A 23,605-nucleotide genomic window follows, 5' to 3' on the forward strand; every position below is an offset into this window, starting at 1 on the left:
ATTATGATTTGTCTGGTGACGATGGCGAAGAGGTCACACCCGTTCCCATCCCGAACACGGAAGTTAAGCTCTTCAGCGCCGATGGTAGTAAGGGGACTCCCCTTGCAAGAGCAGGACGTTGCCAGGCGACCTATCATTCCGCAGTAGCTCAGTGGTAGAGCTATCGGCTGTTAACCGATCGGTCGTAGGTTCGAATCCTACCTGCGGAGCCATGCTTCCATAGCTCAGTTGGTAGAGTGCATCCATGGTAAGGATGAGGTCACCGGTTCAAGCCCGGTTGGAAGCTTCGAATGGGAATGATATATGGCCCCTTGGTCAAGCGGTTAAGACACCGCCCTTTCACGGCGGTAACACGGGTTCGAATCCCGTAGGGGTCACCATTTATATTTTACTTTTGTGCACATGGAGGATTAGCTCAGCTGGGAGAGCATCTGCCTTACAAGCAGAGGGTCGGCGGTTCGATCCCGTCATCCTCCACCATTGTGCCGGCCTAGCTCAATTGGTAGAGCAACTGACTTGTAATCAGTAGGTTGGGGGTTCAAGTCCTCTGGCCGGCACCATTTTATATTTGGTGGGGTAGCGAAGTGGCTAAACGCGGCGGACTGTAAATCCGCTCCCTCCGGGTTCGGCGGTTCGAATCCGTCCCCCACCACCATTTTTATAAAGATGGATACTTCTCTGATTAACGGGTATTATACATAATGTAGTTTTCATCCGATGGGCTATAGCCAAGCGGTAAGGCAACGGACTTTGACTCCGTCATTCGTTGGTTCGAATCCAGCTAGCCCAGCCATGAGCCATTAGCTCAGTTGGTAGAGCATCTGACTTTTAATCAGAGGGTCGCAGGTTCGAATCCTGCATGGCTCATTTTCCATTTCGTTATCAGTTGTCTTGATTAATCAAGGCTTCTTTTACGTTTTATATTCTTTTTTAAGGGGCCTTAGCTCAGCTGGGAGAGCGCCTGCCTTGCACGCAGGAGGTCAGCGGTTCGATCCCGCTAGGCTCCACCAATAATAAAATTAAGCCTTTTCTTGTCCTGGATGATGTCCAGGGCTTTTTATTTTGTAAATCGATTGCCATGGATAAAATGCCAAGTTTAAAAGAAGCCATTGTAACATTGTTAATGCAACTCCAACTTGATCAAAGATAATGTTATGATCAAAAAATCTCAGAGTAATGAGTTGTATAGGAAAGACGATGAAAAAAGCAGTCAATAAAATCCTGTTTTCCTTTCTCCATGCTATTTTTTTCTTTGAACGCGTCTTCTTTACATTACGAATAACCCAAATAGAAGATAAGATTAGAAAAAGTAAATCTATTGGAAATATTACTTTTCCTATAGCAAATTCTGTCCCTAAAGTTTCGCCCTTAAAATAGATTGTTTCCTGAGAAAAAAACATTGTACCCGATTCAATCACTAACAGTATAAGCCATGAAAGCAATAACCAATGAAAAGGTTTTTGAGCTCCGCGCCACCCCAAATAAATAACAAATACTAACATGACAGTAAATATCAATAATAGCCAATAATCACCATGGATGCCAATCCCATCAAAACCTAGCCACACTGACCAAGTATACGATGAGCCATCAAATATTCCTCTTACAATTGGCAACCAGAAAGTAAAGCCACTCGCCATTACATACACAAGGATGACATGTAAAAGAGTATCGGGTCTCCATTGTTGCATACAAGTCTTCTCCTTTCTTTTATTTGCATTTAGCTTATTTCCATATCGAAACAATAATTACTTCTATTTTGTCATGTATATATATACAAAAAAATGTTGAGTTGAGCCATAAGCTCCAAATCGTTATGATTAAAATAAAAACGCTAGGAGGAAAACCTATGAAGCAAATATCAATTTTAGGTGTTCCGATGGATCTTGGGCAAACACGCCGAGGTGTGGATATGGGGCCTAGTGCGATTCGATATGCAGGGGTTTTGAAGCGACTGGAGAAATTGGGTTATGATGTTGAAGATATTGGGGATATTGTGGTAAAGGTTAATAGACTAGCGGAAGTTGATTCAACGACTTTGAAAAATTTGAGAGCGATTGCAAATATTAGCGAAGAAATTGCTAATTCAATTTATAAAGTAATTGAGAATAAAAGGTTTCCTCTTGTGTTTGGTGGGGACCATAGCATGGCCATTGGTACGATTGCTGGCATCAGTAAATATTATCAAAATTTAGGTGTTATTTGGTTTGATGCCCATGGAGATTTGAATACAGAGGAGACCTCGCCATCAGGTAATATTCATGGTATGCCGCTTGCTGCAAGTTTGGGTTTGGGTCATCCGGCACTTACTGGAATTGGAGGATATGCTCCGAAAGTAAGTCCAGAAAATATTGTTATCATTGGTGCAAGGGACCTTGATAAAGGGGAAAGAGAGCTCATTAAAAGCCAAAACATTAAAGTCTTTACAATGCATGAAATTGACCGCCTAGGAATGACGAGAGTAATGGAAGAGTCCATTCATTTTCTAAAAAATCGAGTGGATGGTGTTCATTTATCCCTTGATTTAGACGCACTTGACCCGCATGATGCACCGGGAGTAGGTACACCAGTACTAGGGGGTATTAGTTATCGTGAAAGCCATTTAGCCATGGAGATGCTTGAAGAGGCAAAGCTCATTACTTCAGCTGAATTCGTAGAGGTAAATCCAATATTAGATGAAAGAAATAAGACTGCTGAAGTTGCTGTTGCATTAATGGGCTCCCTGTTCGGAGAAAAATTACTATAAAATTAATGCAGTGGCATAAAGGATTAACGCCTACCTGTCCTATATGCCACTGCATCATATTTATTTAAAAGTTTATCCAGTTCATAGCTCATTTTTACAACACGTTCATCCAAAAAGGATGAAGATAAACCTAATTCAACCATCTTTCTACGGTTACTCTCAATTTTTACTAATAAGTCCTCTGCATTCAAATCGTTCTCAATCCTCTCGCAACTATTTTTAACATCTGTATATCCTTTTTCACGAAATATTAAACAAGCATTAACAAAAATTTGTTAAGATAGAAATAGTGTGATTTTTGTTGAAAAAATATGTAAGGTCAATCATAATACGTGAAACCTTTTTAATATTCATACGTATGAATGGATAACCGCATAGAGCGGGAGGTAGAGAGAGAATGGATGTAATTGTTAATCAAAGAATTAGGGATGTATTAAAGGGCGATCAGGAAGCATTTGGGGAAATCGTTGAGTTATTTAAAGATAAAGTGTTTCAGTTATGCTATCGAATGTTGGGAAATCGACATGAGGCAGAGGATATCGCGCAAGAAGCATTTGTAAGGGCGTATGTGAACATCCATAGTTTTAACCAAGGAAGGAAGTTTTCCACATGGCTTTACAGAATTGCTACAAACCTTTGCATCGATCGTATCAGGAAAAAGAAACCGGACTATTTTCTTGATGCCGAGTTGGCTGGAACAGAGGGATTGACGATGTATTCCCAAATTGCCGCTGAGGGGAAATCTCCTGATTCTGAAGTGGAGACGATGGAACTTCAAGAAATTGTTCAACGAGAAATATTGCGACTCCCCGATAAATATAGGGTTGTCATCGTGTTGAGATATATTGACGACCTAAGCTTGAATGAGATTAGCGAGGTTTTGGAAATGCCGCTTGGAACGGTTAAAACCCGAATACACCGTGGGCGGGAAGCACTTCGAAAACAGTTGAACAATTTGTAGGAAAGGTGAGAAGGAAAGTGAAGGCATGTCCAGAAGAGATTATTCTCTATATGCAAGAATCTTTAGATAGTGACTTGTCTCATGAGAAAGAACAAGTGCTAAAAGAGCACTTGCAAAAGTGCCCTGAATGTCAAAAGCATTTTCAAGACTTAAAAAGAACGGTTGCTTATATAAAAAGCCCATCACATATACGAGTTTCTAGTGGATTTACCGCTGATGTCATGGCTAGATTACCGAAAGAAAAAAGCAGCGCAGGTGTAAAGCGCTGGTTGCGCAATCATCCAATTTTAGCGGCAGCTTCTTTATTTTTACTCCTTATGGCTGGCAGTGTATTAAATATTTGGCATGATGATCAAAAGTTTTCCGTTACAAAACAACCCAATCTAGTAGTTGAAAATGATACAGTGATTGTACCTGAAGGTGAAGTAGTGAACGGTGATATTACTGTAAAAAACGGGAATCTTCGAATTGAGGGAAAAGTTAATGGAAATGTAACGATCATCAACGGAGAACGATATTTAGCATCTGCAGGCGATGTTACTGGAGATATTGAAGAAATCAATGAGTTATTTGAGTGGCTCTGGTATAAAATAAAAGACGGCAGTAAAAAAGTTATCAACCTATTTGAGTAAGATTAGAAGTAAAAAAAAGGATTGCAGTTGTCATGCAATCCTTTTTTCATCTTTATTACCTAATTATTCGTCTTAATCTGAACATGCTTTTACTTGACCTATGTAGTTGGATACAATAAATATATGTTATAATGGATAAGTTATTATCCATACCTTAAGTGTAAAGCACTTCTCAATTTGAATAAATAGATGGAGGAAAGAACATGCCGTTTGAAGACCTTACCATCTTGGGTGTTTTATCCCACGTAGTGGATATTTTCCTCGTTTGGTTCGTTATATATAAATTGATTATGGTGATCCGCGGCACTAAAGCCGTCCAGCTATTAAAAGGGATATTTGTTATCGTCATTGTTTGGATCTTAAGTGATGTCCTTAATCTTAATACATTGAACATGTTAATGGAAACCGCCATTTATTGGGGTTTTTTAGCGATTATTATTATCTTCCAGCCTGAGTTGAGACGTGCACTTGAGCAGCTCGGTCGAGGAAAGTTTTTTGCTAGAAGTGGAATCCATGAGGATGAAGAGCAAAAACAAAGACTAGATGCTATTATTAACGCTGTTAATTACATGGCGAAAAGGCGAATTGGTGCACTTATTTCGATTGAGAAAGAAACAGGGATGGGGGACTATATTGAAACTGGAATACCCCTTCATTCCAATGTGACCCATGAACTATTAATTAATATTTTTATTCCGAACACTCCTCTTCACGATGGAGCCGTCATTATACAAAAAACACAAATTGCCGCTGCCGCGTGTTACCTTCCATTATCGGAAAGTCCTTTTATTTCCAAAGAACTAGGGACAAGGCATAGAGCTGCACTTGGTATTAGTGAAGTGACAGATAGCTTAACGATAGTCGTTTCAGAGGAAACGGGTGGAATATCCGTTACAAAAAATGGTGAATTACTTAGAGATTTATCGATGGAGCAATTCCAGGAAGTATTAGAAAAAGAACTTACAGATGAAAGCAAATCAAAACAGTCTTCCTCATCAATCTGGAAAAGAAGGGAGAAGACGAAAAATGGATAAATTTATGGAGAATCCCTGGTTTATTAGAATTATTTCTATGCTCTTAGCCATTTTACTTTTTGTCACTGCCAACGATTATTTTGGGGGCAAAAAATCTGGAACAACCCCTAACGATATGGAAAATGCAAATACTGATACAATAACAAACGTACCTGTTGAGGTATATTATGATTCTGAAAATCTGGTCGTTTCAGGTATTCCTCAAACGGTTGATGTAAAGATCGAAGGACAAAGAAGATTTGTAGAAGCAGCAAAAAGGCAAAGGGACTTTACAGTATATGTTGATTTATCCGACAAAGAAATAGGAAAACATCGTGTTTCAATTTTATATAAGGATATATCTGATAAATTAAAAGTTACAATTGAACCGTCTACTGTAGATATTTCTCTGCAGGAAAAAGTAACGAAAGAATTTGGGGTCGAGGCTGAATTTAACCGCAGTATACTAGCAGAAGGATTTGAAGCGGAACGACCGGAAGTAGAACCGAAAACCGTGAAAATTACTGGAGCAAAGGATGCTATTGAAAGGATATCCTATGTAAAAGCAACAATTGATGCAAGTGGTTTAATTAGTGATACCATCAAACAATATGCAAAATTAACGGTGCTTGACCGAGAATTGAACAAGCTAGATGTTATGGTTGAGCCTGAAACTGTGTTGGTTACGATTCCGGTCACGAATCCGAGGAAAAATGTCCCGATTAAGATCAATACTACGGGTACACCACCAGATGATATCAATATTAAAACAGTCAGCACTGTCACTCCTGAAGTGATGATATTTGGTAGAACTGAGATTTTACAAAACGTCGATGAACTTGAGGTCACCGTAGATGTTAGTGATATTCATGAAGACACTGAGATTGAAGTTCCAATAAAATATCCACTTGGTGTAAATAAAATTACACCAGATAAAATAAAAGTTAAAATTCTAGCGGAGAAAAAGCTGGAAGAAAAAACAATTGAGGATATTAAAATTGAAAACAAAGGGCTTAGTTCCGATTTAAAGATGGAATTATTATCGCCGGCGAGCGGAAAGGTTTCACTAAAGGTTACCGGTGAAAAGGGCAATGTTGAAAAAGCCGTAGAAAGTGAGTTTCATGTATTTTTAAATATAGATGGCCTTGAGGCAGGAGACCACGAAGTAGATCTTGTGGTAGATGGTCTAGAAGATGTGCAATGGGAATTATCAACGAAAAAGGCAAAAATACGCTTAATAGAAAAGGAAAATGTCTAAATGAACATTGTTCGAAGAAGGAGCGATAGATACAATGGGTAAATATTTTGGAACTGATGGAGTAAGAGGGGTAGCAAATTCGGAGCTGACGCCAGAGTTGGCATTTAAATTGGGCCGCTTTGGAGGTTATGTTTTAACAAAAAATTCTGAGCGCCCTAAAATTCTCATCGGCCGTGATACCCGGATTTCCGGTCATATGCTGGAAGGGGCTCTTGTATCTGGATTGCTATCCATTGGAGCAGAGGTCATGCGTTTAGGTGTGATTTCTACACCAGGAGTTGCCTACTTAACGAAAGCATTAGGAGCACAAGCGGGAGTTATGATATCAGCCTCGCATAATCCAGTCGCAGACAACGGAATTAAGTTTTTCGGACCAGATGGTTTTAAATTGTCAGATGAGCAAGAAGAAGAAATTGAGGAATTGCTTGATTTACAGGAAGATACCTTACCTCGTCCAGTTGGAAAAGATCTTGGGCTTGTAAGTGATTATTTTGAAGGTGGACAAAAATATTTACAATTCCTTAAGCAAACAGTTGATGAGGATTTCTCCGGAATACATGTTGCGCTTGATTGTGCACATGGAGCTACCTCATCATTGGCGACTCATTTGTTTGCAGATTTAGATGCAGATATCTCAACGATGGGCTCATCTCCAAATGGTTTAAATATAAACGATGGTGTCGGCTCTACCCATCCGGAGGCGTTAGCTGAATTTCTCAAAGAAAAAGGAGCAGATGTAGGACTAGCTTTTGACGGAGATGGTGATCGCGTCATCGCAATTGATGAAAATGGCGACATCGTCGACGGTGACTATATACTTTACATCTGCGCAAAACATATGAATGCAGAAGCGCGTCTTAAGCAATCCACAGTTGTATCAACTGTTATGAGTAATCTTGGGTATTACAAAGGTCTTGAACAATTAGGCATCAATAGCGCACAAACCGCAGTAGGTGACCGCTATGTCGTAGAAGAAATGAAAAACAATGGCTATAATCTTGGCGGCGAACAGTCAGGCCATATCATTTTCCTTGATTACAACACAACTGGCGACGGACTTTTAACAGGACTTCAACTCATTAATATTATGAAGTTCACTGGAAAGCCCCTGTCTGAACTTGCAAAAGGTATGAAAAAATACCCGCAAAAACTAGTAAATATCCGTGTAACAGATAAATATCATGTAACGGATAATGAAAAGGTAAAAGAAATTATCGAGCAAGTGGAAACTGAGATGAATGGAAATGGCCGTATTCTCGTTCGACCTTCCGGTACAGAACCACTCGTTCGTGTAATGGCGGAAGCACCGTCGAAAGAAGCATGCGAAGATTATGTCAATCGTATATCTGCTGTAGTACAAGCAGAAATGGGACTGGCGGAATAACCGTTTTGAAAAGATGCAACTGAGTGTGAGGTGTATGCTCAGTTGCATCTTTTTGTTTTGAAGGAGTGGTAGATTGTAGGAAAACCAAGGCAATGGTGGGATTTCGTAACCTTGGTCGCAAAACATGGGTAACAATCGAGCTAGTGCTGATTCTCGATTAACCGTGTTGGCAATATGGATTTAGTCGATAAATAAGCGTTAATTCTCGATTAACCGCTCTGGTAATTTGGATTTAGTCGATAAATAAGCATTAATTCTCAATCAAGCGCTCTTGCAATTTGGATTTAGTCGTTAAATAAGCACTAATTCTCGATTAACCGTAGGGCAATTCCCACTTGGTATGCAATCCTCACTTTGTTTAGCAACCAAACCATAGTCCTATTCTAACTTGCTCATGAACCCCATGAAACACATTATTTATTAGTTTTGTCTTTGATTCTATGAGAAAGCATCCCTTCGATCCATTGTTTATCCTACACCCGTCAACGCTTGTACCCATTATACAAATACATATCAAGCGCCAAATCCTCTATTTTAATAACTGCAAAATCGAATACGCTTGCTGCATATGCAGGCTCATGACATACTGATTTGCCTGCAGTAAAATGTTTGCTTTCGTATAATTCATGATTTCCTTTGCAATATCTGCATCTCGTATTCTTGATTCCGCCGCAACAAGGTTTTCTTCCATTGTCATCGTGTTGTTATAGGCGTGCTCCAGTCTATTCATATATGCGCCAATTTTAGACCGTTCAGAAGAAACCTTTCCTACCGCATCATCAAGCCTTGAAATGGCTTCATTCGCATCTTCTCTCGTACCGATTGACAAATCATAAATCCCGATTGCCCCTGCACCCATATTCCCAATCGATAACTCGATATATTGCCCGGCATTTGCCCCGGATTGAATACGGAAAGAACCTTCTGAACCATCAAGTAGAGGCAGCGAATTAAACTGTACATCCGTGGAAATCCGCTGTATTTCTTTTTTCAATTCTTCAAATTCCAAAGACAGCGCTTCGCGATCAGCATCCGTATAAGTATCGCTCGAAGCCTGGACACTTAATTCTCTCATTCGCTGTAAAATAGCATGAGTTTCATTCAATCCGCCTTCTGCTGTCTGCAGCAAGGAAATCCCATCTTGAATATTGCGACCAGCCATATGTAAACCGCGAATTTGTGCTCGCATCTTTTCGGATATTGCAAGACCCGCAGGATCATCACTTGCACGATTAATCCTCATCCCCGATGAAATTCGCTCCAACGATCGCTGCGATATGGTGAGATGTCGATTCATTAGATTAATCATCGATAATCCTGAACTATACCACTTTCCCAGCATCCTTTCTGCTCCTTCCATTCAAATGGCATTTTGAATAATATCGGCAACTACTAAAAAAAGTAAAGTAAAAAACCTGAAGAAAATATCTTTCTCCAGGTTCATTCATAAAGTAGGAAATTCAATTGGAACAATTGTGGATATCTTTAATGATGTTTCCGTCTAGCTCCAGTGCCTATCGACTAGTAATCTTCCTGTCCTCTTCCCTGTGATAAGGAAGCAAGACTCGTCCTTGTTGTGTTACGACCGAAAAAGGAAAGGCGACTAAAACCACACATCCTTATGTCTTCGTCTCCGGTTGCTACAGGCTTCTGTCGATGAGAAAGGTTATATTCATCCCCAAACTTCTTTTGCAATACCCACAATATACTTTAATTTCGCCCATTGTTCTTCCTCTGTTAAAAGGTTGCCATGGTGCGTTGAAGCAAATCCGCATTGTGTACTTAAACAAAGCTGCTCCAAAGGAATGTATTGGGAAGCTTCCTTTATACGAGCAACGATAGCATCTCTATCTTCCAATTCACCTTTTTTAGATGTGAGGGCACCAAGAACGACTTTTGCGCCTCCTTTAGGAACAAATTCCAAAGCTTTGAAGTCTCCAGAACGCTCATCATCATACTCTAAGAAGAAACCATCGACATTTTCCTTTGCTAGTAAAGTTGGCGCAATTAAATCATAGCTTCCCGAAAATGCCCAATTGGAGCGGTAGTTTCCACGACAGAGATGGGTTGTGATAAATAAATCATCTGGTTTTCCTTCTAATGCACCGTTTACGACACGAAGGGCCAAATCAATTAAATACTCTCTTGAATAAGCTCCATCGTTAAAAGGAATGTCAGGAGAGGAAAGCCCCGCAATATACACATCATCTAATTGTAAATAGCGAACCCCGGCATCGTAAAAAGCCTTAATAGCATCACGATACGCTTGAATAATATCATTGGCATACTCTTCAATGTCGGGATAAATGTTTTCATCACGGATCCCGATATTAAACAATTGGTTCGGGCTTGGAATCGTTTGTTTCGCAACGGCGCGCCCACCTACAATTTCATTAAATTCAATAAAATCCTTTACATGAGGATGATCTGGATTAAATGAAATTTTTCCGGTGTTACGGATATTGTATCTTTCCGTTTCTTCATTTCCGTTAAAAATATATCCTACCTCAGGCACATATCCTTCGATTCCATTCAAGTGCTCAAGGAAATCTGTATGCCAGAATCTTCGTCTAAATTCCCCATCTGTTACTGCTTCAAGGCCAACTTCTATTTGCTTATCAACAATACGTTTTATTTCTTGTGTTTCCACCTCACGTAATTGTTCAGCTGTAATGATTCCTTCTTTAAAATCCTTTCTCGCTTTATGTAAATTTTCAGGTCTTAATAAACTACCTACTTGATCCGCTCTAAAAGGTGCTTTTGTAATTGTTTTTGTCATTGTTAAACTCTCCTTTTTTATATAAAATTGAATGAATATTAAAACTGGTCAAGCCGCAATCAGCGACCACCACCTCCTTTAATGGGGTCCTACCTTAATTTCCGATTTTTCTTTAATTGCTGAAAAAACTTGATCCAAATCAGCAATTAAATCTTCAGCATTCTCAATCCCGACAGAAAAGCGCAATAGTCGATTACATATACCACGTGAGATCCTTTCCTCTTCAGGAATATCTGCATGAGTCTGGGTTGTCGGGTACGTGATAAAGCTTTCGACTCCGCCAAGGCTTTCCGCAAAGAAGATCAACTTGAGGTTTCGTAAAAAGAAATCTACCCATTTACTCTCCTTTAGACGAAACGAAAGCATGCCGCCCTTTCCGGGATATAAAACATCTGTAACGAACGGTTCATTTTGTAAATACTCTACAATTTTTATAGCATTTTCTTCATGTTGCTTCATCCGTAAATGAAGGGTTTTTAAGCCTCTAATCAACAGCCATGAATCGGCAGGTGAAAGAGCGGCGCCGATTGCATTATGTAAAATAAACAGCCTTTCGCAAAGATCATTCCCTTTTGCTGCTACTAGTCCTGCCAACACATCATTGTGACCCCCAATATATTTGGTCGCACTATGAATCACGATATCAGCACCTAATTGTATTGGTTTCTGAAAATATGGTGTTAAAAAAGTGTTATCTACAATCAGTAAAAGATTATACTTTTTGGCTAGATAAGAATATGTTCTAATATCTATTTCTTCCATTAAAGGATTAGTTGGAGTTTCAATAAAAATGGCCTTCGTATTCTGTGTAATACTCTTTTCTGTTTCCTTTACATCCTGAAAGCCTGCATAAGTGGTCTTGATCCCATAAACATCTGAAAAATGCTTCAATAGGCGATACGTTCCACCGTAAATGTCCTTCGGAACGATTAATTCATCACCTGTTTGGAAGAGAGACAATACTAATTGGATGGCAGCCATTCCGGAACTGCACGCAAACCCTCGATCTCCTCCCTCCAAATCGGCAAATCCTTCTTCAAGAATGGCTCGTGTTGGGTTTTTTGTTCTCGTATAGTCATAACCTGTTGATTCCCCAAGCCCTGGATGCTCATATGCTGTCGATAAATAGATGGGGGGATTAATAGCGCCAGTTTTTGAATCGCTTCTATTTCCTAACTGGACCAATCTCGTCTCAAAACTGTTAACCGTCATGTTGTTCATCCTCCAGCCATAATAAAAAGGACCTTCTAGAAAAAAGAAGGTCCTCATAAAAGAAAACATCTCCTTATCTTCTAGGTTAAAAACCTATTGGAATTAGCACCGGTGCCATGATGGCCGGTTGCTGAGACTTCGTAGGGCCAAATCCCTCCGTCTCTCTTGATAAGAATATCTTATAAAATTTTTGAATTGGTTAATGTATCTTACTTTAATACAGACGAAGAGAAAGTGCAAGGAAAAATAATGATAAATGTATGAATAAATGAAAGAACTTTTCTTATTTTCTATTATCCGATACAATGAGTAATAATACCCATAGACTTTTTGCCTAGTAGAATAGGAGAGAGTAAAGTGAAAAGTGAAAATTTCATTCACACCGCATCATTAGTTCGTGATATTTTAAATGCACTCTGGATTACTATCGGATTATATATCATTGCCACAAGTGTGGATGCATTTTTCACTACTAAGGATACGTGGCGATTTATTCAATACGTGATTATCTATCCCTCTATCTTTTTAATGATTACAATGGGAATACTTGAAATCTGTCTGCGAAAAGTAAAGTCTCATATAGAATACATTTTGATTTTAGGTATTAATATAGTAGCTAGCATTATCATTTTAACGCTTTACGAAAAGCCTACCCTTATTTTTCTGCTTATTTTCCCTGTCATGATCTCATTATATTTTTATAAATCAAAGCTATTAAAGTTTGCTTGTTTTACTGGAATTCTATCAGGTGTTCTTATCTATGTACTATCCAACCAAGTCCGTTCCCATTTTACGCACTCGGATTTCATTATTATGATTGCCGTTATATTAGGGATATCTTTGCTTATCAATAGTTTGATGAAGCATAGTGTTCAACTAGCGAATGAACTTTTAAAAACGACAAAGGAAAAGCAATTTTTATTCTCACAAAATATCCAAATGGAGAAACTTACGAGAATGGACCCAGTCACGGAGCTTTATAACCATCGCTCCTTTCATGAATATTTGGAGACGTTATTGAGAATAGATACAATCGACGAATTGGATTTGCATATCGCGATATTGGACATCGATAACTTTAAAAAGGTCAATGATACTTATGGCCATCAAATGGGCGATTTGGTCATTGTGGAAGTGGCAAAACAAATTAAATCTTTCATGGATAATGATGATTTTGCTTTTCGTTGCGGCGGGGAGGAATTTGCCATCATTAATATTGGGTTGTCGACTGAAGAGTTTTTAGAAAAAGTGGAAAACATTCGTATGGGCATTTCACATGTATGCATGAAGGAATTGGAAGGTAATAGTGTAACAGTGAGTATCGGGTTACAAAAATTATTGCCGGGGATGGGTAAGGATCTCTTATTTAATGGGGCAGATACTTCACTCTACATTGCTAAAAAGTCTGGGGAAAATAAGGTGGTTATGAATTCAGTTGAACGGGCGCCAGTAGGAATGGTTTAAAAAGATTTTGAGAAAGTATTTAGCATGATGAAAGCGAAAATAATAGCAGCAATGATAATCGCTTCTAGTGTATGTTTTTTATTATCTTTCTTTCGCTGCATTTTTTCCCGATAATCTAATTGAATTTTTTTCTTTTTATCATCTAATCTCATAGTAGCCTCCATAATATATAAAGTTTGTACACTATTCTATATTTTATGAAAAAATCACCAAAGCGCCAAGGGGAATTGTTCCTCTTGGCGTTTTGCCTATAACACGATATCTAGTTTCTTTTCCCTCTTCTAAATAAATACTTTGGAGCTAATTAGGCTGCCACATACTGATGATTGCAAAAAGCAAATTAGGAATACCAAAAATAAACAGCATCAATATAACTGGAATCAGTCATCTGCTTGTTCAAATGTATACATTTCACGATAGTACTTAGGAATCAGTTCATCGTAAGAAGGAGGAAAAAAAGTTTGACTTTATTTAATAAATTTATCTTACACTAAAATATATCTAATACTTTTTTATACCGGTCTATAAAATTTCCTTGAAAATTTAGAAATCAGTGATAACCTATTTATGAAATAAATGTTGTATAAAGGGGCCGGGAAATGAAGGACATTAAAGGGTTTTCAATTAAAATCATTGTTTTACTGCTGATTATTTCCTTATTTTTTAATTTAAAACTAATAAAAGATACGAGGGAATTTAAAAATGAACTTGGCCAAAAGAATGGGGAGATACTACAAAATTTATATACAGACATACGCTCTGTCTTAAAAACAATGAATACATCCATTTCGAATAATAATATATACGTAGGGGAAAATGAAATAATTACAGATTATTATGATAGGGATTTACGTGAGGTAAGTAGAAATATTAGAAACCTATCATATCTTCGTTCTGAATTATATTCTTCCAAGGATCTGAAAAAGATCGATACAATGCCATTGGTGAAATTATTGGACTCTTTTTCTACATTTTTGGAATTACTATATCAGAAAAATCAAAATGAACTCAAAAAATATATTGGGTTAGATTCCAATGACTTGGAGGGGATTTCCATAATAAAAGATACAATGGAGGACCTTATGAATATGATAAATGTTTCCGGGGAAAAGAAAGATAGATTGATTAATACTTTAGTAGAATTTACGAATTATGCAAAATCTAAGGAATTTGAAGAAAAAAGATTAAAAATAGAGGAATTAAATAACAGGTTGTCTCAAGGATAAAAACTGTACTGAAAAAAGTGCCAGATTTCTAGATTCCTAATTGGCACTTTTGTTATTTTCCAAAGTTCTAATGTTTTAATAAATCCAGCATCATGCCAGTTTATCATTCGCGAAAAAATAGTATCACAACCGTTAATAAGTAGCCGGAAGAAGGTGAGAAAATGAAAGTATGCATAACAAAAGATTACGAACAAATCACTATCCTTAATAAATCAGTCCATGAACTTCACGTTCATTTATACCCGGATTATTTTAAAGAATATGAATTTGATAAATTTAAAAGCTTCTTTAAAGGGCTGATTCAAAAGGACAATCAGATATTTTTGCTTTTAGAAAATGATGATGAAGCTTTAGGGTATGCTTGGATTGAAATAAAGGAATACCCGGAAAATGTCTTTAAAAAAGGATATAAATCAGTTTATGTTCATCAGTTGAATGTTTTAAAACCTCATCAAGGCCATGGCTCCATGCTAATGGATAAAATCTATGAAATTGCTAGAAGGCATAGGAATAAATTAGTAGAGCTTGATTATTGGACTGATAATCAGGTAGCGGAAAGGTTTTATTGCAAGCAGGGCTTTAAAAAATACCGGGAGTTTTTGTATAAGGAATTGTAAAAAGGGATAAAAAGGTTGAGATTTATCCCTTTGAATATATACTTGCGTTCGTTTTCTGCTTCAGAAGGAAATCATATTTCATCTCGTTTTTCTTTTGATAAGAACCATCCACCGAGGGCAATTAGAAGCATCACCGACCAAAAGATTGTGTTCCATATAGGGCCTTCAACAAATTCATGTGAAATAATGTGTAAGGCAGGATGCGCAAGAGTATGCATTAATAATTTTACTCCAACCCAACCAACAAGCAACATGGCTGCAGTTTCCAAACTAGGCCGTTTCGTCAAAATCTTAACGAAGAAACCGGCTGCGTATCGAATGACGATTAACCCCGCTATAGCTCCTAATAAAATAACGATAAATTTGGCGCCATCCATACCTCCTATTTGAAACATAGGAGTATCAGGTAATGCAATCACGAGAGCCACTGCAGCTAATATAGAATCGATGGCGAATGCTATATCAGCTAATGCAATTTGGGTAACAGTCAAGGCATAGCTTTTTTCTTTCCTCACCTTTTTGTTGTCTTTTTTAAGTAAATGTTTTAAGGCGATGAAAATTAAATAAGCAGCTCCAATCGCCTGAACTTGCCATACGTGAAAAAGATAAGAAATAATAAAAATGGCACCAATCCTAAATATAAAGGCCAGTAATAAGCCAATATTAATGGCCTTCTTTTGTTGCTTTTCTGGTAAATGCTTGGCCATAATCGCTAAAACTAGTGCATTATCAGCAGATAACAAGCCCTCCAAAAAAATCAATACAATTAAAATCCATCCATATTCCAATAATAATGATATCTCCATATGCCCACCTGAATTATATTTTTAGTGACTAAATAGATCCTAAATATAGTGCCCTTGTAACAATTACCTTATTCTAATGAGATCATCTTCTAATAATTGGTTTAATAATAGATCGAGCTTCATATTTCATTCTATATTTTTCAATGACTTTGCTATACAATGATGCCAATACTTGCTGGAAGAGCATGCCGAATACAACAGGCATTGCTACTTTTGCAGGGAAGTAAGTTGTGGCGACAATGACTCCGATAGCGATGTTTCGCATTCCGCCGATAAAAACAAAAGTTGTGACGATACGGGTGTCTTTCCACAATAAATGTCCAATGATTAAAGCGATAGCATAACCAGAAGCAGCAATGAAGAGGACGAGAAGAATGACACCAACTAATTCCCAATTTATTTGTTTCAAATATGGAGCAATGGCGCTGCTATTAATCATGACAACGCCAAACAAACATAGCTTAGAGAATGGGGCAAGCTTTGGACCGAGAGTCGCTTGAATATTGCCTTTCGTAAATTCGTTTAACAGCACACCTATTACGGTTGGCAGTACAATCATCCAAAGTAAATCCAAAATAAGTGTAGACGTATGAATAGTAATAGATTCACCAACGGCAATATGTAATAAAATTGGCATTAATAGCGGCGATAACAACGTATCGATTAAAATAATCGATAAACATAAAGGAAGTTTGCCGCGACAAATATTTACCCAAATAACGCTAGTAACACCTGTTGGAACAGCTACGGAAATAACAAAACCAATGGTCAGTAAATGATCGTCAAAAATGATGGTTGATAAAAAATACGCCCAAAAAGGCATGAGAATATGTAAAAAAGCGATGCTGCACAAAATGATAAGCGGATGTTTTGAAAAACTTTTAGCATCTTTAACATTCATACTTAAACTACTAGAAAACGTCATAAACACAAATAACCAAGAAACTAAAAATAATAGATGCACACCAATATTTTGAAACAAAACACCGAGCACTAAGCTTAAAGGTGTTAAAATCGGCAGCCATTTTTGGAGCCATTTATTTAGGTTGTCTAACAATGTAAGTTCCTTCTTCTTTCATTGGATTAGCTTGAAAATATCTTAGTGCAAACCCCACTCAAACCATCTACCATGCCCATCTGATTCTCCAATGGTATGATGTTCTTCGCGGCCATTTAGGTAGGAATCGAGATGAAGTTTGCGGTCCCACATATTGTTATAAAGATGAAATACATCTCTTTTGGCACCGAGTGTTTTTATAATATCCATGAGTTTATGTTTTAATGCTTCAGGCATCTGATTCGCGACATGTGTATGGAAGATGCAAACGGCACCCTCTTCAGGTGTTTGCTTAACAATCTCGGGAAGTAACGAAACCCCGTCTCCTTCAATTAATTTTACCGGATTTTCAATAAAAAGTTGGGCAGCTTTTTCAAAAAGTTTCACCCGGTCCTGATGCTCTGGCCAAATGAGTGACTTAAGCCAAAGCTTGTTCTCTTGGTCTGTAATATCACAAACATGCAAATCTAATCCAATCCTTGATACGACAGGGGGAATATTTTCCAAGTGAGCCGGAAACCGTTCCCCAATAATTTCCGAAGTAATTTGCACACTGGATTTTTTAATGCCATACAGATGACCTTCGCCTTAGGAATAGCCATACTGGTCCCATAAGAGCTGAAGCCCGGCACTCGTTCCAATTTCAATTAAGGATAAAGGCTTTTTCAATTTGGCATACATATAGCAAAAGCTTGGATACAAATACGCGCTTCGTCGTACTTCATTTGTCTGCACTCGTTTTGTTTGTAGTAGATTAATAATATCACTTTTAAAAGCTAGGCAGAAATCCTTAAAATAAGGAAAAATATCTTCTATATCTAGGGGCTCTTCAACCAAACTTGGATAATATTCTTTTAACGGATGATGGAGCCCTGATTGTAAAAGGTAATGGACAGCTCCTAAAAATAAATTTGGAATGGGTTGACCTTCTTGGGCATGGGAGCTTAATTCAAGCAAGTCATGATCTTCTGAGATTTTTAATGATAAATGTTCATACAAAGGACTTGAGCCTTTACACTCACCCTCTGCAAAGACTTTAAATCGCTTAGATAGTTGAGTGATCTCCATCTTTTTCTCCTTTATATTTTTTAATAACGTAGATTAGAATTCCACAAAAGAAAGCAACGCCTAAAAAGGTCAATATGAAAAAGAAAGGATCCACAGCGTACCCAAATGCAACTTCAGAATCCAATCCAACCGCGTTTTCTATATCAGGTGTATAGTTCTTAGTAAGAATATAGCCATATAGAATAGACCCGCCAAAATATAATAAGTGAACCGCTAAAGATATAAGTAATGCTTGAATCAAAATTTTCATATGTGATTTACCTTTCGAACTGATTTACCTTTAGTATAATATTCAGTATTAAGAAAAAACAGGTGATAAAAGAATGATCCATCATATTGAGTTATATGTTTCAAAGTTAAAAAAGTCCATAGAATTTTGGGGATGGTTTCTCGAAGAGTTAGGGTACAGTGTTTATCAAAAATGGGATAAGGGTCAAAGCTGGAAGCTGGATGAAACGTATATCGTTTTCGTTCAGGCAGAGGAGCGGTTTTTAGATATCCCGTATCATCGCTGCCGTGTAGGACTTAATCATCTCGCATTTCACGCTCATTCTCGTGAGCATGTAGATGAAATGACAGCAAAGTTGGAAGAAAGGGACGTCCAAATTCTTTATAAAGATAAACATCCATTTTCAGGAGGTCCTCAACATTACGCGGTCTATTTTGAAGATCCAGATCGAGTAAAAGTAGAGCTTGTAGCACCAGGAAGTGGAGGAGAAATTAAATAAAACAGGGAATATTGAACATTGCTCTTCAGCGAGTGATGGGCAGTTATCCGGGAGTAAAAGGCACTTATACGAAAGTAACCGCATATTATTCGAGAGTTTAGTACCATTATCCGAAAGTAACAGGCGTTTATCCGAGAGTAAAATTGTGCGGTCTCTTTATCGAGAGTAATTCCAAGTGACTAGAGGTTGTCGATTAATCGACAACCCCAATTGTTTTCAATCCGTTATAAATTCCTGAATTCGTAACAGCGGTCGTTTTCCGATTTCCATAAGCGAATAAATCTGGATTTGCATTGCCCATTGCGTAGCCTTCCCCAACAGCTGATAGCATTTCTTTATCGTTCATCCCGTCACCAAACGCAATAGCTGCTTCTTTTTCTATATTCATTACATGCAGTATTTTCTTTACGGCTTCCCCTTTATTAACCGTATCCCGAATCACATCATAACAATGCCTCAAGCCATCGACATTTACTTGTGAAAAATGGTAGCTCAAATCAATCTCGTATAATTCTACCTCTTCAGGCCGCAAGTTGATTAAGGTTGCACCTAAAATTTGATCTGCAACATCTGTCGTGAACAATTCATTATACTTTGTCTGGAATTTCTCAATGAAAAGATCTACATGTGGCGAATCCATCGAAGTAAAGTAATTTTTCTCACTCGTATATAGGACGATTTCATGTCCATGCTTTTTAGCAATCTCTACAAAATCCATCACAATATTACTGCTCATCGGTTCATCTACGATCGTTTCACCGTGGTATTTTGCAAGTGCCCCATTGTAGCCAATGAAGGAATCGACATTCAGCTCCTCAGCAAGATTTGAAATTTCATGGAGCGGTCTTCCGGTTGCTAGGAAAACTTGAATTCCTTTTGATTGGGCTTCTAAAATCGCATGTTTAGTTGATTCTTCATATGTGTGGTCTAGTTTTAAGATGGTTCCATCTATGTCTAAAAATAACGCTTTGTAGTCTGTCATTCGTTTCTCCTTTAATTTTTTAGCTCTGTTATTATTAATTGTTGATTTCCGTTTATGTATGAGAATTCATAGGCGGAGAATTTCCGGCTAATGTATATAAGAGAAGCTTAAGAAGTAGATATAGGCGGAGAGATTCCGATTAACTTCTCTAAATAGGATAAAATCTAAGGATTTGGATTAGATAAACGGAAAACCTCCCCTTATTTTTAGGGAAATATGAGTATATCCATATTTAAACGGAATTTTTCCGTTTATTTTTAAAACTTGGTAAAATTAACATTCAGCTATAACAGAGCCAACTATTTTAATTCCATTTTAACAGATGCCTGCCCATTTTCGACTTTTACAGTTGCTTTAGCGCCATTGACGAGTGTGATTTGCGGTGGAACATGACCGATGTCCGCATCATAAGCGACAGGAAGCCCGGTTAGTTGGGAAAGGCGTTCCATTGCATCAAGAGTAGTAAAACCATCGACTTCTTCCCTTGCAGGCGTTCTCCCAAAGATAATACCGCTCGATTGTTCGAACCAACCTGCATAATGCAGCTGCAGCAACGAACGATAAAAATCAGTCGCCGTCATTTCGCAGTTTTCAAAATACCAAAGGATTTTTTCGTTGTTAATATACTTTTCCCGAAATACTTTTATATCTGCATATGGTGTCCCAACTAGACTTTTCAGCATATCGATACATCCTCCAAGAAGCCTACCCTCCAATTCAAGCGGCAATCCATTCAACGTTTTCCAAATTGTTGGTGTATCCAACTTATAAACATAAGGATCTGGTTCTTTATCATGATTCCATTCTGATTGATATTTTTCAGAAGAAAATTGGATGATTGTATCGCCTTCCGTACCCATGAGTACATCCATAAACTTCTTCGTCGTCTTATCCCATTCATCGCTCCGTAAGTCCACTAAATTTACTCCATGGGCAGTCGCCATTCCCGTCACTACAGTGATAGCAAATAATAGAGTGCTAGTATCAGAATATCCCAATACCCATTTTGGCTTAATATGATCCCATTGTAAGCTCGGGAGTATTTCCATTAGAATTTCTCCGCCCCACGGTGGAATAATTGCATCAATATGAGGGTTTTGCAGCATGGAATTCAATTCTGCTGCACGGATGCTCGCTTCTGCTGAAGCTGCTTTTTCTTGGGTCCATGGAGTCTTACCAACCTCGACTTGAAATCCACGCTTTTTAAATTGCTCAATGCCGCCAGTCAAAATCGGGTGCAGTTCTTTCGGTACTCCAGAAGAGGGAGCAGTGATGCCAACTGTACCTTCAGGTTTTAACGGTTTCGGATAACGTATCATCGGGATCTCTCCTCTCTTAATTGAGACTATTTTAGAGCATTGGATAAGTAAAAGAAAGAGCCTTCCCGAAATATGCAAGAATTCTTTGAAAAATTTATAGGAAGTCCCCTTAATGCTAATGGAAAAATATACACTCAATTAGATTCATACTTTCATACAATATGATTGACTAGGTAAAAATAATTATAGTATGATATTCCTGTTTCGTTTTTTTTTAGTCAAAAAAAGAAAGGAGCATTGTACATTAATTTACTCAAGCGCCAGAACTAATCGGTTCGTTAGATTAGTTGACGAGGTGGAGGTTTATCGAACGTTCGGCGGATGCCTCCCGACTGTTGACACACAGTCGAAATTTCTTTCTCAAATCACAAGAGGCGACTCGGTGGACAAAAGAAAGAGAATGTGCACATACAGAAAAATACAACAGAGATAAGGGGGCAAGTATGCCCCCGTGCTTGCTTGCCTCCTTATATAGGAGGAAAAACTTATGTGCGGCATTACAGGTTATATTGGAAATCAAGATTCGATCGAAATTTTATTAAAAGGCTTGGAAAAGCTCGAATATAGAGGGTATGATTCGGCGGGTATTGCACTCTTAAATGAGAGAGGCGTCCAAATCTTTAAAGAAAAAGGCCGAATTGCCGATTTAAGAAGTGCCGTAGACGGAAGAATTTTTGCACAGGCTGGAATCGGACATACACGCTGGGCGACACATGGAGTGCCAAGTCGTTCCAATGCACATCCTCATCAAAGTACTTCCGGCCGTTTTACTTTAGTTCATAACGGAGTCATTGAAAACTATACATTGTTGCAGCAAGAATACTTACAGGATATTTCATTTAAAAGTGACACCGATTCTGAAGTGATTGTCCAATTGATTGAAAAGTTTTCGGAAGAAGGAATGGAAGCAGAAGAAGCAATCCGAAAATCTTTGGCATTATTAGAAGGCTCCTATGCAATTGCGATTATTGACAATGAAAATACTGATACAATTTTCGTAGCGAAAAATAAGAGTCCTTTACTCGTTGGTGTCGGGAGTGGATTCAATGTCGTGGCAAGTGACGCTATGGCCATGATTCAAGTAACCAATATGTATATCGAATTAATGGATAAAGAAATGGTCGTCTTAAAAAAGGATGAAGTGACGATTAAAAACCTTACTGGTGATATCGTCAATCGCGACCCATATAAAGCAGAAATTGATGCGAGCGATATTGAAAAAGGCACATATCCACACTATATGTTAAAGGAAATCGACGAACAGCCTTTAGTGATGAGAAAAATTATCCAAGAATACCAGAATGAAAAAGGTGAACTGGAAATTGCTGAAGACATTATAGAAGCCGTTAAGGAATGTGATCGTATCTATATTGTTGCGTGTGGAACGAGCTACCATGCAGGTCTTGTCGGAAAACAATTCATAGAAAATATGGCAAAAATTCCAGCAGAAGTTCATGTCGCAAGTGAATTTAGCTACAATATGCCGCTTTTATCTGAAAAACCGCTGTTCATTTTTATTTCTCAAAGCGGTGAGACAGCTGACAGTCGAGCGGTTTTAGTTCAAGTGAAAGAAAAGGGTTATAAAGCTTTGACTATCACTAATGTTCCAGGATCAACATTATCACGAGAAGCGGACTTCACATTGCTTCTTCATGCAGGACCGGAAATTGCCGTAGCATCGACGAAAGCTTACACTGCACAAATTGCTGTATTAGCCATTCTTGCAAATGTAACTGCACAATCTCGTGGTTTGAATACTGGATTTGATCTCATCCATGAGCTTGGAATAATCGCGAATGCTATGGAAGTACTCTGCGATTCAAAAGAAGAATATGAAAAAATCGCAAGTGAATTTCTTCCATTTACACGCAACTGCTTTTTTATTGGACGTTCCCTTGACTACTTCGTCTGTCTAGAAGGATCCTTGAAACTAAAGGAAATTTCCTATATCCAAGCAGAAGGCTTTGCAGGCGGCGAACTAAAACATGGAACCATCGCCTTAATTGAAGACGGAACACCTGTCATCGCCTTGGCAACCCAAGAAAACGTCAACTGGAGCATCCGCGGCAACGTCAAAGAGGTCGTCGCCCGCGGCGCCAACCCATGCATCATCTCAATGGCAGGACTCGAAACAGAAGAAGATCGTTTCGTATTACCTGCTGTAAACGAATTGCTAACACCTTTTATCTCTGTTATCCCATTCCAGCTCATTGCTTATTACGCTTCCCTGCATCGTGGCTGCGATGTTGATAAACCTAGGAATCTAGCGAAAAGTGTGACGGTGGAGTAGGGAGAAGGGAAGTAAATAATAGCTGCTGTTATCGGAAAATCCAACTGTTCTGTAGCAAAATGA

Annotated in this window: 22 protein-coding genes, 9 tRNA genes, 1 rRNA gene, 1 pseudogene and 1 riboswitch; of the genes and pseudogenes, 21 read left to right on the forward strand and 12 right to left on the reverse strand. The window is 38.2% G+C overall.

Annotation, left to right across the window (positions count from 1 at the left end; all coding sequences use genetic code 11):
* Window positions 1-11: 11 nt before the first annotated feature.
* From rrf to NQ185_RS19310, 10 genes are all read left to right on the forward strand, one after another.
* A 5S ribosomal RNA gene (gene rrf / locus NQ185_RS19265) occupies window positions 12-127 on the forward strand.
* A gap of 10 nt (window positions 128-137) precedes the next feature.
* Window positions 138-212 (forward strand) — tRNA-Asn (locus tag NQ185_RS19270).
* 1 nt (window position 213) lies between these two features.
* Window positions 214-286: transfer RNA gene (locus NQ185_RS19275), tRNA-Thr, on the forward strand.
* A 19-nt stretch (window positions 287-305) separates the two neighbouring features.
* Window positions 306-380, forward strand: a tRNA-Glu gene (locus tag NQ185_RS19280).
* Between the two features lie 24 nt (window positions 381-404).
* Window positions 405-480, forward strand: a tRNA-Val gene (locus NQ185_RS19285).
* 4 nt (window positions 481-484) lie between these two features.
* Window positions 485-560, forward strand: a tRNA-Thr gene (locus tag NQ185_RS19290).
* A gap of 10 nt (window positions 561-570) precedes the next feature.
* Window positions 571-655: transfer RNA gene (locus tag NQ185_RS19295), tRNA-Tyr, on the forward strand.
* A 63-nt stretch (window positions 656-718) separates the two neighbouring features.
* Window positions 719-793, forward strand: a tRNA-Gln gene (locus NQ185_RS19300).
* A 1-nt stretch (window position 794) separates the two neighbouring features.
* Window positions 795-867 (forward strand) — tRNA-Lys (locus tag NQ185_RS19305).
* Window positions 868-934: 67 nt separating this feature from the next.
* A tRNA-Ala gene (locus tag NQ185_RS19310) sits at window positions 935-1,010 on the forward strand.
* Window positions 1,011-1,019: 9 nt separating this feature from the next.
* On the opposite strand, the gene NQ185_RS19315 is transcribed toward NQ185_RS19310, so the two are convergent.
* Complete coding sequence (locus tag NQ185_RS19315; RefSeq protein ID WP_257583699.1) at window positions 1,020-1,691, reverse strand: hypothetical protein; 672 nt, start codon at window positions 1,689-1,691, stop codon at window positions 1,020-1,022.
* A 158-nt stretch (window positions 1,692-1,849) separates the two neighbouring features.
* Here NQ185_RS19315 and rocF point away from each other — a divergent pair, with 158 nt between their 5' ends.
* A complete protein-coding gene (rocF, locus tag NQ185_RS19320; protein WP_257583700.1) occupies window positions 1,850-2,746 on the forward strand; it encodes an arginase in 897 nt (298 codons plus the stop codon).
* Between the two features lie 23 nt (window positions 2,747-2,769).
* On the opposite strand, the gene NQ185_RS19325 is transcribed toward rocF, so the two are convergent.
* The gene (locus NQ185_RS19325; protein ID WP_257583701.1) at window positions 2,770-2,937 is read right to left on the reverse strand and encodes an aspartyl-phosphate phosphatase Spo0E family protein; all 168 of its coding nucleotides are present in this window, start codon (window positions 2,935-2,937) and stop codon (window positions 2,770-2,772) included.
* Window positions 2,938-3,143: 206 nt separating this feature from the next.
* On the opposite strand from NQ185_RS19325, the gene sigW reads away from it, so the two are divergent.
* From sigW to glmM, 5 genes are all read left to right on the forward strand, one after another.
* On the forward strand, window positions 3,144-3,707 hold the full coding sequence (gene sigW, locus NQ185_RS19330; RefSeq protein ID WP_257583702.1) for an RNA polymerase sigma factor SigW: 564 nt from the start codon (window positions 3,144-3,146) through the stop codon (window positions 3,705-3,707).
* A gap of 17 nt (window positions 3,708-3,724) precedes the next feature.
* Complete coding sequence (locus tag NQ185_RS19335) at window positions 3,725-4,339, forward strand: zf-HC2 domain-containing protein (RefSeq protein WP_257583703.1); 615 nt, start codon at window positions 3,725-3,727, stop codon at window positions 4,337-4,339.
* 203 nt (window positions 4,340-4,542) lie between these two features.
* Window positions 4,543-5,373, forward strand: a complete 831-nt coding sequence (cdaA, locus tag NQ185_RS19340; RefSeq protein WP_257583704.1) for a diadenylate cyclase CdaA — start codon at window positions 4,543-4,545, stop codon at window positions 5,371-5,373.
* On the forward strand, window positions 5,366-6,610 hold the full coding sequence (locus NQ185_RS19345; RefSeq protein ID WP_257583705.1) for a CdaR family protein: 1,245 nt from the start codon (window positions 5,366-5,368) through the stop codon (window positions 6,608-6,610). Before cdaA ends, NQ185_RS19345 begins: the two co-directional genes overlap by 8 nt.
* A 34-nt stretch (window positions 6,611-6,644) precedes the next feature.
* Window positions 6,645-7,994, forward strand: coding sequence for a phosphoglucosamine mutase (gene glmM, locus NQ185_RS19350; RefSeq protein WP_257583706.1), 1,350 nt, complete (start codon window positions 6,645-6,647; stop codon window positions 7,992-7,994).
* 529 nt (window positions 7,995-8,523) lie between these two features.
* On the opposite strand, the gene NQ185_RS19355 is transcribed toward glmM, so the two are convergent.
* The 3 genes from NQ185_RS19355 to NQ185_RS19365 form a co-directional block, all read right to left on the reverse strand.
* Entirely contained in the window at window positions 8,524-9,336 is an 813-nt protein-coding gene (locus NQ185_RS19355; protein ID WP_257583707.1) for a flagellin N-terminal helical domain-containing protein, read from the reverse strand.
* Between the two features lie 330 nt (window positions 9,337-9,666).
* The gene (locus tag NQ185_RS19360; protein ID WP_257583708.1) at window positions 9,667-10,773 is read right to left on the reverse strand and encodes a 5-methyltetrahydropteroyltriglutamate--homocysteine S-methyltransferase; all 1,107 of its coding nucleotides are present in this window, start codon (window positions 10,771-10,773) and stop codon (window positions 9,667-9,669) included.
* A gap of 78 nt (window positions 10,774-10,851) precedes the next feature.
* Window positions 10,852-11,985, reverse strand: a complete 1,134-nt coding sequence (locus NQ185_RS19365) for a methionine biosynthesis PLP-dependent protein (RefSeq protein WP_257583709.1) — start codon at window positions 11,983-11,985, stop codon at window positions 10,852-10,854.
* A 70-nt stretch (window positions 11,986-12,055) separates the two neighbouring features.
* Window positions 12,056-12,160, reverse strand: a riboswitch (SAM riboswitch).
* A gap of 182 nt (window positions 12,161-12,342) precedes the next feature.
* Here NQ185_RS19365 and NQ185_RS20290 point away from each other — a divergent pair.
* Window positions 12,343-13,449, forward strand: coding sequence for a GGDEF domain-containing protein (locus NQ185_RS20290; RefSeq protein ID WP_257583710.1), 1,107 nt, complete (start codon window positions 12,343-12,345; stop codon window positions 13,447-13,449).
* On the opposite strand, the gene ynzI is transcribed toward NQ185_RS20290, so the two are convergent.
* Window positions 13,446-13,601 (reverse strand): small membrane protein YnzI, encoded by a 156-nt coding sequence (ynzI, locus tag NQ185_RS19375; RefSeq protein ID WP_257583711.1) that lies wholly within the window; start codon window positions 13,599-13,601, stop codon window positions 13,446-13,448. The two genes, NQ185_RS20290 and ynzI, sit on opposite strands and share 4 nt — an antisense overlap.
* Window positions 13,602-14,048: 447 nt before the next feature.
* Here ynzI and NQ185_RS19380 point away from each other — a divergent pair, with 447 nt between their 5' ends.
* Together NQ185_RS19380 and NQ185_RS19385 are read left to right on the forward strand one after the other, a co-directional pair.
* Window positions 14,049-14,675: a hypothetical protein gene (locus tag NQ185_RS19380; RefSeq protein WP_257583712.1), complete on the forward strand. Its 627-nt coding sequence runs from the start codon at window positions 14,049-14,051 to the stop codon at window positions 14,673-14,675.
* A 161-nt stretch (window positions 14,676-14,836) separates the two neighbouring features.
* Complete coding sequence (locus NQ185_RS19385; RefSeq protein WP_257583713.1) at window positions 14,837-15,292, forward strand: GNAT family N-acetyltransferase; 456 nt, start codon at window positions 14,837-14,839, stop codon at window positions 15,290-15,292.
* Between the two features lie 71 nt (window positions 15,293-15,363).
* Here NQ185_RS19385 and NQ185_RS19390 read toward each other — a convergent pair whose 3' ends face one another.
* The 4 genes and pseudogenes from NQ185_RS19390 to NQ185_RS19405 form a co-directional block, all read right to left on the reverse strand.
* Window positions 15,364-16,098, reverse strand: a complete 735-nt coding sequence (locus tag NQ185_RS19390) for a TerC family protein (protein ID WP_257583714.1) — start codon at window positions 16,096-16,098, stop codon at window positions 15,364-15,366.
* Window positions 16,099-16,180: 82 nt separating this feature from the next.
* A complete protein-coding gene (locus NQ185_RS19395) occupies window positions 16,181-17,155 on the reverse strand; it encodes a bile acid:sodium symporter family protein (RefSeq protein ID WP_257583715.1) in 975 nt (324 codons plus the stop codon).
* Window positions 17,156-17,197: 42 nt separating this feature from the next.
* A pseudogene (locus NQ185_RS19400) lies at window positions 17,198-18,223 on the reverse strand (DUF2332 domain-containing protein).
* On the reverse strand, window positions 18,201-18,473 hold the full coding sequence (locus NQ185_RS19405; RefSeq protein ID WP_257583716.1) for a hypothetical protein: 273 nt from the start codon (window positions 18,471-18,473) through the stop codon (window positions 18,201-18,203). Before NQ185_RS19405 ends, NQ185_RS19400 begins: the two are co-directional and overlap by 23 nt.
* 73 nt (window positions 18,474-18,546) lie before the next feature.
* Between NQ185_RS19405 and NQ185_RS19410 the strand changes: the two genes are divergently transcribed.
* Window positions 18,547-18,951 (forward strand): VOC family protein, encoded by a 405-nt coding sequence (locus NQ185_RS19410; protein ID WP_257583717.1) that lies wholly within the window; start codon window positions 18,547-18,549, stop codon window positions 18,949-18,951.
* Window positions 18,952-19,144: 193 nt separating this feature from the next.
* Here NQ185_RS19410 and NQ185_RS19415 read toward each other — a convergent pair whose 3' ends face one another.
* Together NQ185_RS19415 and NQ185_RS19420 are read right to left on the reverse strand one after the other, a co-directional pair.
* The gene (locus NQ185_RS19415; RefSeq protein ID WP_257583718.1) at window positions 19,145-19,933 is read right to left on the reverse strand and encodes an HAD family hydrolase; all 789 of its coding nucleotides are present in this window, start codon (window positions 19,931-19,933) and stop codon (window positions 19,145-19,147) included.
* 299 nt (window positions 19,934-20,232) lie between these two features.
* Window positions 20,233-21,252 (reverse strand): S66 family peptidase, encoded by a 1,020-nt coding sequence (locus tag NQ185_RS19420; RefSeq protein WP_257583719.1) that lies wholly within the window; start codon window positions 21,250-21,252, stop codon window positions 20,233-20,235.
* 487 nt (window positions 21,253-21,739) lie between these two features.
* Between NQ185_RS19420 and glmS the strand changes: the two genes are divergently transcribed.
* Entirely contained in the window at window positions 21,740-23,542 is a 1,803-nt protein-coding gene (gene glmS / locus NQ185_RS19425; RefSeq protein ID WP_257583720.1) for a glutamine--fructose-6-phosphate transaminase (isomerizing), read from the forward strand.
* The last annotated feature ends 63 nt before the right edge of the window (window positions 23,543-23,605 follow it).

Source organism: Lederbergia panacisoli, assembly GCF_024626525.1.
GTDB classification, from domain to species: Bacteria; Bacillota; Bacilli; order Bacillales; family Bacillaceae_C; genus Lederbergia; species Lederbergia panacisoli.